This is a genomic window from Serratia symbiotica (assembly GCF_000821185.2).
GTDB lineage: Bacteria > Pseudomonadota > Gammaproteobacteria > Enterobacterales > Enterobacteriaceae > Serratia > Serratia symbiotica.
Genome location: NZ_CP050855.1, coordinates 2,253,311 through 2,270,068, shown reverse-complemented (window position 1 = coordinate 2,270,068; position 16,758 = coordinate 2,253,311). Strand labels below are relative to the sequence as shown.

The following is a 16,758-nucleotide window of genomic DNA, read 5'->3' as shown; positions in this document are numbered from 1 at the left end:
AAAATTCACCTTAGGTACATACCCGTCAGTTTAAGGATCATTGAATCGATCTCGCTCGTGGGGCCATGGTACAGATCCGGAAACGTTCCTCGCTTCCGGATTTTTATGCACGCGGTAACCAGTCGATCGGCTGCAAGCCCTGTTGCTTCAGCAGTTGATTGGTTTGTGAGAAGTGGCGGCAACCGAAGAAGCCACGGTGAGCGGAGAGCGGCGACGGATGTGGCGCTTTCAGCACATGATGGCGTTTACGGTCAATAAAGTTGCCTTTCTTCTGCGCATGCGATCCCCACAGCAGGAACACCACGCCATTGCAGTTCTCGTTTAGCGCAGCGATCACTTTATCGGTGAAAGTTTCCCAGCCCAAATTGGCGTGCGAATGCGCTCGACCACCTTCGACGGTCAGCACTGTGTTGAGCAATAACACGCCTTGTTCGGCCCAGCTCTGTAGGTAACCGTGGTTCGGGTATTCAAAACCAGGAATATCGGTTGCCAGTTCCTTGTACATATTCATCAGCGAAGGCGGTGCAGGTACGCCGGGGCGCACGGAGAAAGACAAGCCGTGGGCCTGATTGGGGCCATGATAGGGATCCTGACCGAGGATCACCACTTTGACGTCCGCCAGGTCGGTGAAACGGAAAGCATTGAATACATCTCTCTGCGGTGGATAAATAGTTTTACCAGCCCGACGTTCAGCGGCAACAAAGGCGAGTGTTTCAACAAAATAGGGCTGCTCTTTTTCTTTGCCGATAACGTCATGCCAGGTGAGGGAGGTGGACATAAACGCTCTCCTTTGTTTTCGTTAGCAATTCATTGGCTATAGCTTACCCTGTCGTTTAACACGGCGAAACCCACTTATTTGTTTTCTTCTGGTCTGCGTCATGCAATTATTTTTGATAATTTACAAAAATAATTGCTACAGGCTGGTCAGGGAAATTGATATAAAACATAAACATGTTCATAAATCTACAGTATCTGACAAGAATAAATTTATATTAATCAAAGAATTGATCTGGCTAGGCAGTTATACAGGACGATAAGGCAACAATGGTCTTGCCACCTGGTTGAAACCAGCATTGGGTTTTCTCATGAAGTAAAATTTTCGTCCTTGTATGGCAGCAACAAAATGATTACTGATATTCAAATTACCAAAGCCAAAGACCAGACGCTGGTGAATTCTTTCTGGCTACTGAATAGTCAGCGAGCATGTTTTGGCCCCTTTTTTATTGGCGGCAATCAGGGGATCGGGTCTGGATCATATTCTGCGCAACGACAATCGCCCGAGTTACGAATCCTTCTGACAACTACAGTAGCCATTTAGCTGCTAAACGAAAGGGCTTACGCACCACGCATAGCCGTTAATGCCATAAAGAAGCGCCTAAAAATAGGACGCTATATTTGATGACTGGCACGGCCTGGGTTCGGTAGTACACTGGACGCCAGGCTGGCGTTATTCCGCGTCGTTTTCACGTTTAGCCTTGGCTTGGCGGCGTTTGCCTACGTTTTTGGTATCACGATGGCGTACTTTCACCTTAGCTTTTTCTTTGTTTTTCGCTTTGTCTTGCATACGTTTGGCCAGCACCTTCTTTGAAGGTTTACCGTTGCTTTTCTCGTTTGGCACTTTGGTTTTTGGCCGCAGTTCGTCGATCACCCGTGGCTTCAATGGTTCATTCAGGTAACGACCCACTTTGCCCAATAGCCGGTGGTCGTGTGCCTCAACCAGTGAAATGGCGGTGCCTTTGCGCCCGGCACGGCCGGTGCGGCCAATGCGGTGCAGGTAGGTATCGGCGGTGCGCGGCATGTCGAAATTAAATACGTGAGTAATATCAATGATATCCAGACCACGTGCGGCGACATCGGTGGCGACTAGCACATCAATCCTGCCGTCCATCATGCGTTTTACCGCTTCGTTGCGCTTGGCTTGCACCATTTCGCCTTCGAGGTAGCAGGTATTGATACCCGCTTCACGCAGCCAGGTGGCCAGCTCATGCACTCGCTCGCGCTTGCGCACGAAGATCACTGATTTTTGCACGTCCGGCTGCTTCAGCAGGTGCACCAGCAGCGCTGTTTTGTGCTGCACGTCATCGGCGCGGTAATACCATTGCAGGATTTTTTTGCGTTCGCGACGCGACGGATCAGCTTCCACTTTCACCGGCTCTTTCAGAATGCGTTCAGCGAATTCGTGGATCGCCTCGCCTTCCAGCGTGGCGGAGAACAGCAACGTCTGGTTGCGCCAGCGGGTTTCAGCGGAGATGATTTCGATGTCCTGTGCAAAGCCCATGTCGAGCATGCGGTCGGCTTCGTCGAGGATCAGGGTTTCCACCGCGCGGCAATCGAAGTTCTCTTCTTTGATATATTGCAGTAGACGGCCAGTGGTAGCGACCACCATATCTTGGTTTTCGCTGAACACTTCTGCGTGGTTCATATAGGCTACACCGCCGGTGATGGTGGCGATATCCAACGAGGTATGTGCCGCCAATTCACGCGCTTGATCGGCCACTTGCATTGCTAACTCACGTGTTGGGGTAAGGATCAGAACGCGTGGTGGGCCAGACTTCTTACGCGGAAAATCCAGCAGATGCTGCAAAACGGGCAGCAAAAATGCGGCGGTTTTGCCGGTGCCGGTCGGAGCCGAGCCTAATACGTCGCGCCCGTTCATCGCGGGTGGGATCGCTTCAGCTTGGATAGCAGTGGGGCGATCGTAGCCTTTATCATGCAGTGCGATGATCAGGCATTCATCGAGTTCGAGTTCGGAAAAATGGGTTACTGTCATGGTCTACCTCTACTTGGGGTGCCGATTATAGACGGGTTGGCAGTGTTCTTCACCTATTAAGCGGAAAGCAACTCTTTTCCCATAAATCAGGTTGCCTTATGCTACGTCAGTTTTGTATCTAGGTGGTTATTGTGAGCAATCAGTCGAAAGCAAATTTTACCCCGCGCTGCGGCGGTTTTACTTTTAAGCAATTCTTTGTTGCTCACGATCGCTGTGCGATGAAAGTGGGGACTGATGGCGTGTTGCTTGGTGCTTGGGCACCGTTGGCACAGGCGCAGCGGGTGCTGGACATCGGTAGCGGTAGCGGACTGATTGCGTTGATGCTGGCGCAGCGTTCGGCTGCTGAGGTGATGATCGATGCGGTGGAACTGGACGAAGCCGCCGCTGAGCAGGCGCGCGATAATGTGCAGAAATCCCCTTGGCCGCAGCGCATTAAGGTTTACGCGCAGGATATTTATTATTACGCCGAACATCACGCCGCGCAATATGATCTGATCGTCAGCAATCCGCCTTATTTTGAACCGGCTGTGGCCTGCCGTGACCAAGCGCGGCATAACGCGCGTTGCACCGAGACCTTGACTCACGTCACGCTGCTCAAGTGTGCCGAACAGTTGATTAATGAGCAGGGCGTTTTCTGCGTGGTGTTGCCCTATAACATTGGCACAGCCTTTGAAATTCAGGCGCATCAGCGTGGCTGGAATACCGCAACAAAGCTGAACGTCAGTGATCGCGTCGATACGCCGCTACACAGGATGCTGTTGGCGCTGACACGATGGCCAATGCTGCCTCAGCAGCAAGCGCTGGCAATCAAACTGGCCGACGGCAGCTATACCGAGGACTTCCGCCGGCTGATAACCGAATTTTACCTATTTTACTGAGTTCAAAAAGAACACTGTTGTGGCACCCCCTCGGCATTCATTCAAGGATGCAGGATGGTTGGTAATGCCTCCGATAGCCGCTCTGGGTAATCCAGCGTATAGTGCAGGCCCCGGCTCTCCTTGCGCGCCATGGCGCAGCGCACGATCAGTGCGGCTACCTGCACCAGATTGCGCAGTTCGAGCAAGTCGTTGGAGATACGGAAGTTGGCGTAGTACTCGTCGATTTCCGTTTGCAGGGTATTGATGCGTCGCAGCGCGCGTTCCAGCCGTTTGGTGGTGCGTACGATGCCGACGTAGTCCCACATGAATAGCCGCAGTTCGTGCCAGTTATGCTGGATCACTACTTGTTCATCCGCGTCGTCAACCCTGCTCTCATCCCATGGCGGCAGCGGTTTGGTTGACTGAATAAACGGCAGGCGCTTCAAGATGTCTTCCGCCGCTGACCAACCGTAAACCAGACACTCCAACAATGAGTTCGAAGCCATGCGGTTGGCTCCGTGCAGGCCGGTGTAGCTGACCTCACCGATAGCATACAACCCGTCGAGATCGGTGCGGCCATGTTGATCGACTATCACACCGCCGCAGGTGTAGTGTGCAGCTGGCACGATCGGGATCGGCTGCTGCGTCAAGTCGAATCCCAGCGCCAGCAACTTTTCATGGATCATCGGGAAATGCTGGCTAATGAATTCCGCTGGCATGTGGCTGATGTCCAGGTACATGCAATCTGCGCCTAGTCGCTTCATTTCATGGTCGATAGCACGGGCGACGATGTCGCGCGGAGCCAGTTCGCCACGTGGATCGAAGTCTGGCATAAAGCGGCTACCGTCTGGCCGCTTGAGGTAAGCGCCTTCACCGCGTAGCGCCTCAGTCAGTAAGAAGTTGCGCGCCTGCGGATGGAACAGGCAGGTTGGGTGGAATTGGTTAAATTCGAGGTTGGCGACTCGGCAACCGGCGCGCCAAGCCATGGCTATGCCATCGCCTGAGGAGATGTCCGGGTTAGTGGTGTATTGATACACTTTGGCTGCGCCGCCAGTGGCCAGTACCACCGTTCTGGCACGGTAGGTTTCCACCTGTTCCCGCTCGCGGTTCCAGACATAGGCACCGACTACCCTACGGGTACCTGGTAGGCCGATTTTATTCGAGATGATCAGATCGACCGCATTGCGGCGCTCCATCACACAAATATTAGGATGGGTGCTTGCTTTCCCCACCAGTGTGGTCTCTACTTCCTTACCAGTAGCATCGGCAGCATGCAAAATGCGGCGGTGGCTGTGACCCCCCTCGCGCGTCAGATGATAATGTTCTTCACCTTGGGGATTGACCTCAGTATCGAACAATACGCCTTGATCGATCAGCCACTGCACGCAATGGCGCGCGTTGCTAGTGATAAACTCGACGGCTTCTTTGTCGCACAGGCCGGCTCCGGCAATCAAAGTGTCATTAACGTGTGAGGCAATGCTGTCCGTTTCATCATAAACTGCGGCGATCCCGCCTTGGGCATAAAATGTGGCCCCTTCGCTGAGTGGCCCCTTGCTGAGTACGGTAACTTTGCAATGCTGTGCTAAACGCAGGGCCAGTGACAGGCCCGCAGCGCCGCTGCCGACAATCAGTACATCGCTGATATGTTCAGATGGTGGTTGCATAACGTATGATGTGTGCAGAAGAAGAGTGAAATTCATGTTAGCCTAATTGCCCGGGCAAAAGCCACGGATGGAACGACATTGATAGAAAAAACTATGGTGATATGGAATTCATGTTCTATATGACCCTCAAACGAATGCTTGCTCAGGAAAATAGTGTATGGCTGGCAGTACAATTTCACGCAGGGAGATAAATTTGGGGAGAATTTACCTCGGATGAGCGAGCAGTTAACGGATCAAGTTCTGATAGAGCGGATCCAAAAGGGTGATCAGAAATCGTTTAACTTACTGGTAGTGCGTTACCAGCATAAGGTGGCGAGTATCGTTTCTCGCTATGTGCAGCAGGGCGACATACCTGATGTGGTGCAGGAATCCTTTATTAAGGCCTATCGTGCACTGGAGTCATTCCGGGGCGATAGCGCTTTTTATACTTGGCTGTATCGAATCGCTGTGAATACAGCAAAGAATTATCTGGTCGCGCAGAGGCGTCGCCCGCCATCCAGTGATGTGGATGTCAAAGATGCGGAAAATTACGAAAGCGCAGGGCCACTGAAAGAAATTTCGAACCCTGAGAATTTAATGTTGTCAGAAGAGCTAAGGCAGATAGTTTTCCGTGCCATTGAGTCTCTCCCTGAGGAGCTTCGTATGGCGATTACTTTGCGGGAGTTGGATGGTCTAAGCTATGAAGAGATTGCTGCCATCATGGAATGCCCGATCGGAACCGTACGTTCGCGTATTTTCCGTGCGCGGGAAGCTATCGATAATAAAATCCAACCGCAGATCCAGCGTTAGCAATGGCGGGCACAGGAAGGGTATTTAGGCATGCAGAAAGAAAAGCTTTCCGCTTTGATCGATGGGGAGTTGTTCGATAGCGAACTGTTGAGTTCACTGTCGCAAGATCGGGTGCTCCAACAAAGCTGGCAGAGCTATCACCTGATACGTGACACACTACGGGGGGATGTCGGACAAGCAGTCATACATCTTGATATCGCCGATCGTGTTGCAGCTTCACTTGAGAAAGAACCTACAGTGGGTGTTTCTTCTGCAATCCTGGAATCTCAGCCGCAATCTTACATCTGGCAGAAGATACCATTCTGGAAAAAAGTGCGCCCCTGGGTGAGTCAGATTGCTCAGGTTGCTATGGCGGCCTGTGTTTCGCTGGCGGTGATTGTTGGCGTACAACATCACAACCAGTCGGACAGGCAACTGGGGGCAGCCGAGTCACCGGCGTTCAATACATTGCCGATCATGGGGCAGGCGTCACCGGTTAGCCTGGGTGTACCGGCTGACAGTTTCTCCATCGGCAGTCACCAACAACAGCAGGTGCAGGAACAGCGCAAACGTATTAACGCAATGTTGCAGGATTATGAGCTGCAACGCCGTCTGCATTCAGAGCAGCAGTTTGAACAAGACAACCATCAACAGGCCGCCGGAACTCAGTCTTTAGGAATGCAACAGCAGTAATGAAGCAAATTTGGGTCTTCGTTTGCCTATTGACGGGCAGCCTACTCTACTCAAACATCGCCCCGGCGCAGAAAGCTGCATCTGGGGCGATGCTGCAACAGATGAGCAACGCTAGCCGTTCTCTCAATTACGAACTTGCCTATATCGGCATCAGCAAACAGGACATTGAGTCGCTGCGCTATCGTCATGCGGTGATTGGCAAGCTGCCGCTTGAACAATTGCTGCACATGGATGGGCCACGACGTGAAGTGTTGCTGCGTGGTGGCGAGATCAGTTACTTCGAATCCGGTTTTGAGCCATTTACGCTGTCCGGCAATCATATCGTCGATGCGCTACCGGCGATCGTTTACGCTGATTTTGAACATTTGGCAAAGTACTACGATTTCATCGCCGTGGGTAGCACCCGCATCTCCGATCGTCCCTGTGAAGTGATCCGCGTGGTGGCGCGTGACGGCTCACGCTACAGCTATATTGTCTGGATAGATGAAGACACCAAGCTGCCGTTACGCGTAGATTTACTTGATCGCGATGGCGAAACGCTAGAACAGTACCGAGTGATATCCTTTGTGGTGGGCGCGGGTGTGCAAACCGCGATGCAGGGGCTGCTCAAAGCCAATTTGCCGCCACTGCTGTCGCTCCCGGTCACGGATGATGTCAAACTGAGTTGGCGTGCTGGTTGGTTACCTGACGGGGTGAATGAAGTGGCGTGCAATCGCCGTAAATTGCCTAATGTCTTCGAGCCGGTCGAAACGCGATTCTACAGCGATGGATTGTTCAGCTTCTCGGTTAACATCAGCCCTGCGGGCAGCGGTGTCGGGCAGCAGTATTATCGTCAGGGGCGGCGTACTATCCAAACTGCGGTGCGCAACGGCAGAGAAATCATCATCGTTGGCGAGTTGCCGCCTACCACGGCCAAGCGCATCGCAGACAATATTTCCTTTAGGGTGTCACCTCAATGATGAAAGAGTGGGCCACGGTGGTCTCGTGGCAACAGGGCGTAGCGCTACTGCGCTGTGACCGCAAAACCGGCTGCGGTAATTGCAATGCGCGTTCCGGTTGCGGTGTGCCTGCGTTGAATGAGCTAGTGCCTGAAACTGAACACCCATTGCAGGTGCGCATTGATCAGCCGCTTGAGCCTGGGCAACGTGTCGAGGTAGGTATTGCAGAAGGCAGCTTGCTGCGTTCTGCGATGCTGGTTTACCTGATGCCGTTGCTGGGAATGATGCTCGGTGGTAGCCTGCTGCAATACTGGCTGGGTACTGATGCCTTTGCGGCACTCGGCGCATTGCTGGGTGGTGGCGTGGCTTTTATGCTGGTACGCAGCTTGGCCCACCGCTTGGGTAAACAGGCTGACTACCAACCGATCGTTTTGCAGATAGGCATACCGCCCGGTGCCATGGACGTGCGGGCGGAAAACTCTCCACTAATTTAAAGCTGCTGCCGCATCATTGCAGGATTTTCGGTTGCCCAGCCCTAGACGGTTAGAGGGCAACATCTTCCCCTGATGCAGCGTATTCAACGCCAGCGGGTCGCATTGCTGAATTTGCCTGTTGATGAGGGTTAGTCGTACACCTAGGCTGCTCCGCGCTGGTGCGGAATGCCGTCACATCGAACCGTCCGCCAGACCATCGGCCTTTGCAAAAGGGCTAAAACGTGTTGGTTGTGGTCATCGAATACCCGCACAGCATGTTCATACAGACGATAGCCTACAATGAATTTTCGACCCATTTATTGTTGCGAGCAGCGGTCTGTGGCTTGGCAAACATCTTCTTTCATCACCTTAAATACCCTGTAACAGCAAAGTGCGCATAATAGAATGCCTTCACTGCACCGATCGCTAGGTTTTCAGTGTTGTGGCATGTAGAATGCAGCAATTCAGGCGGAAGACGGCCAAGCCCACTTTAGGTTAATACGGGTTTCCATAGGTGAGTAATTCAGAAATACCAAGGCAGAAAAATTCGATAAAATGAAACACATAAGAAACTTTTCTATCATTGCCCATATCGACCACGGTAAGTCGACGCTATCTGACCGTATTATCCAAATTTGTGGCGGTTTGACTGAACGTGAGATGGCCGCGCAGGTGCTTGATTCGATGGATCTGGAGCGTGAGCGCGGTATTACCATCAAAGCGCAAAGCGTGACGTTGGATTACCAGGCACCAGACGGCCAAACTTACCAGCTTAATTTTATCGACACCCCAGGCCACGTTGACTTCTCATATGAAGTTTCCCGCTCGCTTGCGGCCTGCGAAGGCGCATTGCTGGTGGTGGATGCAGGGCAGGGCGTAGAAGCCCAAACGCTGGCCAACTGTTACACTGCGTTAGAGATGGATCTGGAAGTGGTGCCGGTGTTGAACAAGATTGATCTACCGGCTGCCGATCCCGATCGCGTTGCGCAAGAAATTGAAGACATCGTCGGTATCGATGCCACCGATGCGGTGCGTTGCTCGGCCAAAACCGGGGTAGGTGTTCCTGAAGTGCTAGAGCGTCTAGTACGTGATATCCCACCACCGGCAGGTGATCCAGAAGCATCGTTGCAGGCACTGATTATTGACTCCTGGTTTGATAACTACCTGGGCGTAGTTTCTTTGGTGCGTATCAAGAATGGTACGTTGCGCAAGGGTGACAAGATCAAGGTGATGAGCACCGGTCAAACCTATAATGCCGATCGCCTAGGTATCTTCACACCGAAACGTGTCGATCGCGATATGCTGAACTGTGGCGAAGTAGGCTGGTTGGTTTGCGCGATTAAAGACATCCTCGGTGCCCCGGTGGGCGATACCTTGACGTTGGCGCGTCAGCCTGCGGACAATGCTTTGCCAGGCTTTAAAAAAGTGAAGCCGCAGGTTTATGCCGGTTTGTTCCCCATCAGTTCCGACGACTATGAAGCTTTCCGCGATGCGCTGGGTAAGCTAAGCCTCAATGATGCCTCATTATTCTATGAACCGGAGAGTTCGAGCGCACTGGGCTTCGGCTTCCGCTGTGGCTTCCTTGGCCTGCTGCACATGGAAATTATTCAGGAGCGTCTGGAGCGTGAATACGATCTGGAACTGATCACTACGGCACCGACGGTAGTGTACCAAGTGGAAACCGCTGGCAAAGAGATCCTCTACGTTGACAGCCCGTCCAAGTTGCCGCCGCTGAATAACATTCAGGAACTGCGTGAGCCGATAGCCGAGTGTCACATGCTGATGCCGCAGGAATTTTTGGGCAACGTAATCACCTTATGTATCGAAAAACGCGGCGTGCAGACTAACATGGTTTATCATGGTAATCAGGTGGCGTTGACCTACGAGATCCCTATGGCGGAAGTGGTGCTCGATTTCTTTGACCGTCTGAAGTCCACTTCACGCGGCTATGCATCGCTGGATTACAATTTCAAACGCTTTCAGGCTTCTGACATGGTGCGCGTCGATGTGCTGATCAACAATGAGCGCGTGGATGCATTGGCGCTGATCACCCACCGTGACAACGCTCAGTACCGTGGCCGAGAATTGGTGGAGAAGATGAAAGAGCTAATCCCACGTCAGCAGTTCGATATTGCGATCCAGGCGGCGATCGGTACACATATCATTGCACGTTCCACCGTGAAGCAACTGCGTAAAAACGTGCTGGCGAAATGCTATGGCGGCGACGTGAGTCGTAAGAAGAAACTGCTACAGAAACAAAAAGACGGTAAGAAACGCATGAAGCAGGTGGGCAATGTCGAACTGCCACAAGAGGCGTTCCTGGCCATTTTGCATGTCGGTAAAGATAGCAAGTAAGAGCGATAAGCACACGTAACGAGGTAATTTGCATGGCGAATATGTTTGCCCTGATCCTGGCATTGGCAACGCTAATAACCGGGATCATCTGGTGCTTTGAGCGCTTCAAATGGGCACCAGCCCGCCGGGAGAAAACTGCTGCGGGCAATGTAGACGATAATGAGTTAGTCAATGTGGCTAAGCCGCCACCGGGCTGGGTGGAAAACGGCGCATCGGTTTTCCCGGTATTGCTGTTGGTCTTTGTGGTGCGATCGTTTATCTACGAACCCTTCCAGATCCCATCTGGTTCAATGATGCCAACGCTGCTGATTGGCGATTTTATTCTGGTGGAGAAATATGCCTATGGCATTAAGGATCCTATTACTCAAACCACGCTGATTAAAACCGGCCATCCGAAACGCGGTGATATTGCAGTATTTAAATATCCGCTGAATCCGAAACTGGATTATATCAAGCGTGTTATCGGCTTGCCGGGTGACCGCATCACATATGATCCGATGAATAAGCGTGTGGCCGTGCAGCCGTCCTGCGATGGCGGCCAGTCTTGTGACAAAATGTTGGCAGTCACTTACAACGATGTGCAGCCAAGTGATTTTGTGCAACTGTTTAGCCGTAGCGGCGTGAGCGAGGCCAGCAACGGTTTTTATCAGATCCCGCTGAGTGATAATGTGCCGCAGAACGGCATCCGTCTACGCGGGGGCCAGGAAACGCTGGGCAACGTGACCCACTCTATTTTAAGCGTACCAGGTACACGGGATCAGGTGGTGGCTTACTACCAACAGCCTGGTAAACCGCTAGCAGAATGGGTAGTGCCGGCTGGTCATTATTTCATGATGGGCGATAACCGTGACAACAGCGCTGACAGCCGTTATTGGGGTTTTGTGCCGGAGAAAAATTTGGTGGGTAAAGCCACAGCTATCTGGATGAGTTTTGAAAAGCAGGAAGGTGAATGGCCTACCGGCGTAAGATTAAGTCGGATTGGTGCAATTCATTAATTGCCGATTTATCCCCTCCACCATAGATATGTGGCGGGGACGTAAACACAGCATTATGTTCCTACGTGATGTAGAATATCTTGTCGAGCGAAAAAGTGGGTTCCTTGTCGGGAGTCACTATAAACGAAAGGGCTTTGGATTGGCTTTTGGCAAAGCAGGCGTGTTCTCTATGCTGCAAGTTTCTGACGCATTCTTGATCTATTGGTAACGCATGAACCCCATTGTAAGAAACAGGCTCCAGCGGAAGCTAGGTTACACTTTTCAACAGCAAGAGCTATTACTGCTCGCTTTGACTCATCGCAGCGCCAGTAGTAAGCACAATGAACGCCTTGAGTTTCTGGGTGACTCCATTCTTAGCTTTGTCATCGCTAACGCGCTCTATCAGCGTTTTCCTCATATAGACGAGGGCGATATGAGCCGCATGCGGGCCACATTGGTGCGTGGTCACACGCTGGCGGAGATGGCCCGCGAGTTTGATTTGGGCGAATGCCTGCGCCTTGGGCCGGGCGAATTGAAAAGTGGTGGTTCCCGCCGCGAGTCAATCTTGGCAGATACGGTGGAGGCATTGATTGGCGGCGTGTTCCTGGATAGCGATATGCAGCGCGTCGAACGCCTAATCTTGGACTGGTATCGCAGCCGATTGGACGAAATTAGCCCCGGTGATAAGCAGAAAGATCCGAAAACTCGCTTACAGGAGCTTTTACAGGGGCGCCATCTGCCGTTGCCTTCTTATCTGGTGGTGCAAGTTCGCGGTGAGGCGCACGATCAGGAGTTTACCATCCACTGTCAGGTGAGTGGCTTGAACGAGCCTGTAATGGGTATCGGTTCAAGCCGCCGTAAAGCTGAGCAGGCGGCAGCGGAACAAACGTTGAAAAAGCTGGAGCTTGAATGAGCGAAGAAAAACAACACTGTGGTTTCATTGCGATAGTCGGCCGTCCTAACGTAGGCAAATCCACGTTGCTAAACCAGTTACTGGGGCAAAAAGTTTCTATCACCTCGCGTAAACCACAGACCACCCGTCACCGCATTATGGGTATTGATACCGAAGGCGTTTATCAGGCTATCTATGTCGATACCCCCGGTTTGCACATTGAAGAAAAGCGCGCCATCAATCGTTTGATGAACCGCGCAGCCAGCAGTTCGATCGGTGATGTTGAACTGGTGATATTTGTAGTAGAAGGTACTCACTGGACTGCCGACGACGAAATGGTGCTCAACAAGCTGAGCAGCCTGAAATGTCCGGTATTGCTGGCGATCAACAAAGTTGACAACGTTACCGACAAATCCAAGCTGCTACCGCATATCGCATTTCTCAGCCAGCAGATGAACTTTCTTGATGTGGTGCCGATTTCTGCTGAAAAGGGGATAAACATCGATACTATCGCCGGTATCGTGCGCAAACTATTGCCTGAAGCGGAACACCATTTCCCGGACGATTACATTACCGATCGCTCCCAGCGCTTTATGGCATCGGAAATCATCCGTGAGAAGCTGATGCGTTTTTTGGGCGAAGAGCTGCCGTACTCGGTGACGGTTGAGATCGAACAGTTTGTGCCGAACGAGCGCGGCGGTTACAACGTACACGGCCTGATACTGGTTGAACGCGAAGGCCAGAAGAAAATGGTCATCGGCAACAAGGGGGCGAAAATCAAAACCATCGGCATTGAAGCCCGCCAAGATATGGAAAAGATGTTTGACGCTAAAGTGCATCTGGAACTGTGGGTGAAAGTGAAATCCGGCTGGGCGGACGACGAGCGTGCGCTGCGTAGTCTGGGCTATGTTGACGATCTGAAGTAACTCAGCCGATGGATGGCTGGGAGCGTGCTTTCGTCCTGCATGGGTGGCCGTACAGTGAAACCAGCTTAATGGTGGATCTGTTTACCGAAGGTCATGGGCGGGTGCGTCTGTTGGCTAAAGGTGTACGCAGCCGCCGTTCCAATTTAAAGGGTTGCTTACAGCCCTTTACCCCCCTGTTAGTGCGCTGGGGCGGGCGCGGTGAAGTAAAAACGCTGCGTAACGCCGAAGCGGTTTCCCTCGGTTTACCGCTCAGCGGCATGATGCTGTACAGCGGTCTGTATGTGAACGAACTGCTGTCACGGGTACTGGAACAGGAAACCAATTATGCCGTGCTGTTCTTCGATTATCTGAAGTGTTTGCAGACGCTGGCGGCGGAAGAGCATTCGCCGGAGTATGCGCTGCGCCAGTTTGAACTAGCTTTGCTCAATCACCTGGGATACGGATTGGATTTCCTGCATTGCGCTGGCAGCGGCCAGCCAGTAGATGACGGCATGACCTACCGCTACCGTGAAGAAAAGGGTTTTATCGCTAGCCTGGTGGTGGACCACTACAGCTTTACCGGCCGTGAATTGCGGGCGCTGGCGGAACGCCAATTCCCCGATATGGCTACGCTGCGTGCTGCTAAGCGTTTCACCCGTCTAGCGCTGAAACCCTACCTCGGCGGCAAGCCGCTGAAAAGCCGCGAGCTGTTTTGCCAGCTTGTGCGCAAACAACCGGATACCCCGCCTGACGATGTCTAATCTTTTCTCCTTTTGCCGCTTTGCGCCCGCGTGTAAACTGCTGATACTGAAAATTGTCTTTAGAGGTTGTTATGGCTAATTTACTGCTAGGTGTCAATATCGATCATATTGCCACGCTGCGCAACGCGCGTGGAACCCCATATCCAGATCCAGTTCAGGCGGCATTTATTGCTGAACAGGCAGGAGCCGATGGCATTACCGTCCATCTGCGTGAGGATCGCCGCCATATCACTGATCGCGATGTACGCATCTTGCGTCAGACCATCCAAACGCGCATGAATTTGGAAATGGCAGTGACCGATGAAATGCTGGATATTGCTATCGAACTGAAGCCACATTTTTGCTGCCTGGTACCGGAAAAGCGTACAGAGGTGACCACCGAAGGCGGCTTGGATGTTGCCGGCCAATTGGACAAAATGGGGGTGGCGGTTGAGCGCTTGGCGCAAGCTGGGATCTTGGTGTCACTGTTTATCGACCCAAGCCATCGCCAGATTGACGCGGCGGTAGCGGTTGGCGCGCCCTATATCGAAATCCATACCGGTGCTTATGCCGATGCCGCAGGCGAGCTGGCGGTAAAAGCCGAGTTACACCGCATCTCGGTGGCGGCGACCTACGCTGCGCAGAAAGGGCTAAAGGTCAATGCCGGTCATGGTTTGACCTATCACAATGTACAACCAATCGCTGCGCTGCCGGAAATATACGAGCTGAATATCGGCCATGCAATTATCGGCCAGGCAGTGATGAGTGGTTTGCCTACAGCGGTAGCTGATATGAAACTGCTGATGCGGGAAGCGCGCCGTTAATGGCGGTACTTGGGCTAGGCACCGACATCGTTGAGATGGTGCGTATTGAAGCGGTGGTGGAACGCAGCGGCGACCGTCTGGCACGGCGAGTGCTGAGTGCTGCCGAATGGGAACTGTACCAGCAACATCAGCAGCCAGTGCGTTTTCTTGCCAAGCGTTTTGCGGTAAAAGAAGCGGCCGCCAAAGCGTTTGGCACCGGTATTCGTAATGGTTTGGCGTTCAACCAGTTCGAAGTATTCAATGATGGGTTGGGCAAGCCGAATATCCGCTTGCACGATCATGCTGCCAAGATGGCACAGGAGATGGGGGTTACCGCGATCCATGTTTCATTGGCTGACGAACGCCGCTACGCCTGTGCGACAGTAATCATCGAGAGCTAAGAAAAAAGGGGATTCTACAGCCGATCGGCATGATGCAGCACCACAAATTTATCCCACAACTGCTCGTTGCTTTCAGGGTACTGCGGATCGACGAGAATGGTGTTGTCTATCGGGCAAACCTGCTGGCAGGTGGGTTTATCATAGTGGCCGATGCATTCGGTGCAGCGCCCGGTATCGATCTGATAAATCTCATCACCCATCGAAATCGCCTGATTTGGGCATTCCGGTTCGCACATATCGCAGTTGATGCATTTTTTGGTAATTAACAACGCCATTTCAATAAATTACTCATCTTATCTTTAAAAATCATTGAAATACGCTGATATCGTATTCCGCACCGTGACGCACAATCTGTAATTTTACACAGTATAGCCCACGTTGAAAAACCCTGTTGTGTAACGCAAAATAGCAACGCAGCACCATTTTCTTACTATAAAAATACCCCATGTGTGAGCTTTCCTTTTAATTCCATAAATTTTAAGGAATTACTATGCCTTTGACGACAACGCATAAGAGAAAATGTACCCATAATGATGATTTTTTAAGCGCAACTGAACGCTGGGACTCATGTAAACCGCCGTACACAAGTACTCACATGAGGATCTGCGTTACGGCAGCAAAAGTTATCCTTAATCACCAAAACCAGACGCGACGATCAAAGTACGAAAAGGACAGTTATCTGCGTATTGAGTTTAGCAGGTCGGGCAAAACGGTTCTCTATGCAGAGTTTCCTAAAAAAATGGGACTCAAGGGCCGCAAGCTGGGTGAGTGGCCGGAAATGACGCTGGAACTGGCGCGTGAAAAAGCGTCACTTGTGGCGGCAGGAGGGCTACGTGCAGAGTCTGTTCATCTGGTTTTGAGGGCCTATAAAGATGACCTCGAAGCAAAAGTACTGCGTAAAAAATTAGGAGAGCATAGTTTCAGTACCTACTGTTGTCGCATCAGTCAGTTAGAAAAGGTGTTTAACCCAAATGATGTTTTTAGCGATGTAGCTTACAGTCAGCTTATTGATGTATTGGATCAATGGATCATCACTAAATCAAACAATCAGGCCATTGAACTGTTTGCCGAACTGCGTCGTTTCTGGAAGTCAGCGGCACCGTTATTCAGCAATGGTCAAAATATTGCGGCAAGTCTACCGGATGATTATGTTTCTTCGCGCGTTCAGCGGCCCACCCCGACACGCCTGTTTACCGATATAGAGTCTATCGCCGCGCTTTGGATGAATGTAGCAGGCTGCACATCGTTACACCAAAAAAACGCCATGCGCTTTATGATATTAACGGGCGTCAGGCCAATTAACATCAACAATTTGAAATGGGATTATATTGATCAAAATATGCAGGAAATAGTCTATCCCACTGGCCTGATTGGTATGCGTGGCGCCATGAAAACGCAAAAAGAATTTCGTATTCCGGTGACGTCTGCCATCAAAAACATTCTTGAGGAACAAAAAGCATGGCGGGATGCGGTCAACGGTTGCATTAAGGTGTATTAGCTCAGACCTGATCTGACAGTTACCGGT

The 16,758-nt window shown here is 51.7% G+C and carries 16 protein-coding genes and 2 pseudogenes; 14 read left to right on the top strand and 4 right to left on the bottom strand.

All coding sequences use genetic code 11. The features are described 5' to 3' along the window. Window positions 1–103: 103 nt before the first annotated feature. The gene (gene ung, locus SYMBAF_RS11415; RefSeq protein ID WP_040266633.1) at window positions 104–778 is read right to left on the bottom strand and encodes a uracil-DNA glycosylase; all 675 of its coding nucleotides are present in this window, start codon (window positions 776–778) and stop codon (window positions 104–106) included. 345 nt (window positions 779–1,123) lie between these two features. Here ung and SYMBAF_RS11410 point away from each other — a divergent pair. Next, window positions 1,124–1,204 (top strand): annotated as a pseudogene (locus SYMBAF_RS11410) (autonomous glycyl radical cofactor GrcA); the annotation flags it as partial. Between the two features lie 243 nt (window positions 1,205–1,447). Here SYMBAF_RS11410 and srmB read toward each other — a convergent pair. Beyond that, window positions 1,448–2,770, bottom strand: coding sequence for an ATP-dependent RNA helicase SrmB (srmB, locus tag SYMBAF_RS11405; protein WP_040266631.1), 1,323 nt, complete (start codon window positions 2,768–2,770; stop codon window positions 1,448–1,450). 122 nt (window positions 2,771–2,892) lie between these two features. Here srmB and trmN point away from each other — a divergent pair, with 122 nt between their 5' ends. Then, window positions 2,893–3,648 (top strand): tRNA(1)(Val) (adenine(37)-N(6))-methyltransferase TrmN, encoded by a 756-nt coding sequence (trmN, locus tag SYMBAF_RS11400; protein WP_318839287.1) that lies wholly within the window; start codon window positions 2,893–2,895, stop codon window positions 3,646–3,648. A gap of 41 nt (window positions 3,649–3,689) precedes the next feature. Here the strand turns inward: trmN and nadB are convergent, their stop codons facing one another. Beyond that, on the bottom strand, window positions 3,690–5,291 hold the full coding sequence (gene nadB, locus SYMBAF_RS11395; protein WP_173424354.1) for an L-aspartate oxidase: 1,602 nt from the start codon (window positions 5,289–5,291) through the stop codon (window positions 3,690–3,692). Between the two features lie 213 nt (window positions 5,292–5,504). Between nadB and rpoE the strand changes: the two genes are divergently transcribed. The 11 genes from rpoE to acpS all read left to right on the top strand — a co-directional run bounded on the left by rpoE (window position 5,505) and on the right by acpS (window position 15,233). Further along, entirely contained in the window at window positions 5,505–6,080 is a 576-nt protein-coding gene (gene rpoE / locus SYMBAF_RS11390) for an RNA polymerase sigma factor RpoE (protein ID WP_040266626.1), read from the top strand. A 30-nt stretch (window positions 6,081–6,110) separates the two neighbouring features. Further along, window positions 6,111–6,752 carry an anti-sigma-E factor RseA gene (gene rseA / locus SYMBAF_RS11385; RefSeq protein WP_040266625.1) on the top strand — a complete coding sequence of 214 codons (642 nt, stop codon included), beginning with the start codon at window positions 6,111–6,113 and terminating at the stop codon, window positions 6,750–6,752. Then, window positions 6,752–7,711 (top strand): sigma-E factor regulatory protein RseB, encoded by a 960-nt coding sequence (gene rseB / locus SYMBAF_RS11380; RefSeq protein WP_040266623.1) that lies wholly within the window; start codon window positions 6,752–6,754, stop codon window positions 7,709–7,711. Before rseA ends, rseB begins: the two co-directional genes overlap by 1 nt. After that, on the top strand, window positions 7,708–8,184 hold the full coding sequence (gene rseC, locus SYMBAF_RS11375) for a SoxR-reducing system protein RseC (protein WP_040266621.1): 477 nt from the start codon (window positions 7,708–7,710) through the stop codon (window positions 8,182–8,184). Before rseB ends, rseC begins: the two co-directional genes overlap by 4 nt. Before the next feature lie 534 nt (window positions 8,185–8,718). Next, entirely contained in the window at window positions 8,719–10,518 is a 1,800-nt protein-coding gene (lepA, locus tag SYMBAF_RS11370) for a translation elongation factor 4 (RefSeq protein WP_040266620.1), read from the top strand. A gap of 32 nt (window positions 10,519–10,550) precedes the next feature. Further along, window positions 10,551–11,513, top strand: a complete 963-nt coding sequence (lepB, locus tag SYMBAF_RS11365; protein WP_040266619.1) for a signal peptidase I — start codon at window positions 10,551–10,553, stop codon at window positions 11,511–11,513. Window positions 11,514–11,724: 211 nt separating this feature from the next. Further along, window positions 11,725–12,405 (top strand): ribonuclease III, encoded by a 681-nt coding sequence (gene rnc / locus SYMBAF_RS11360; protein ID WP_040266617.1) that lies wholly within the window; start codon window positions 11,725–11,727, stop codon window positions 12,403–12,405. Then, window positions 12,402–13,310, top strand: a complete 909-nt coding sequence (gene era / locus SYMBAF_RS11355) for a GTPase Era (RefSeq protein WP_040266616.1) — start codon at window positions 12,402–12,404, stop codon at window positions 13,308–13,310. The genes rnc and era overlap by 4 nt, the downstream gene beginning before the upstream one ends. Before the next feature lie 8 nt (window positions 13,311–13,318). After that, entirely contained in the window at window positions 13,319–14,050 is a 732-nt protein-coding gene (gene recO / locus SYMBAF_RS11350) for a DNA repair protein RecO (RefSeq protein WP_040266615.1), read from the top strand. 71 nt (window positions 14,051–14,121) lie between these two features. Further along, window positions 14,122–14,853: a pyridoxine 5'-phosphate synthase gene (pdxJ, locus tag SYMBAF_RS11345; RefSeq protein WP_040266614.1), complete on the top strand. Its 732-nt coding sequence runs from the start codon at window positions 14,122–14,124 to the stop codon at window positions 14,851–14,853. Continuing rightward, window positions 14,853–15,233, top strand: coding sequence for a holo-ACP synthase (gene acpS, locus SYMBAF_RS11340; protein ID WP_040266613.1), 381 nt, complete (start codon window positions 14,853–14,855; stop codon window positions 15,231–15,233). Before pdxJ ends, acpS begins: the two co-directional genes overlap by 1 nt. 14 nt (window positions 15,234–15,247) lie before the next feature. Here acpS and SYMBAF_RS11335 read toward each other — a convergent pair whose 3' ends face one another. Beyond that, window positions 15,248–15,508, bottom strand: coding sequence for a YfhL family 4Fe-4S dicluster ferredoxin (locus SYMBAF_RS11335; RefSeq protein WP_040266612.1), 261 nt, complete (start codon window positions 15,506–15,508; stop codon window positions 15,248–15,250). Between the two features lie 215 nt (window positions 15,509–15,723). Between SYMBAF_RS11335 and SYMBAF_RS11330 the strand changes: the two are divergent. Beyond that, window positions 15,724–16,728, top strand: a pseudogene (locus SYMBAF_RS11330) (integrase family protein); the annotation flags it as partial. Between the last annotated feature and the right edge of the window lie 30 nt (window positions 16,729–16,758).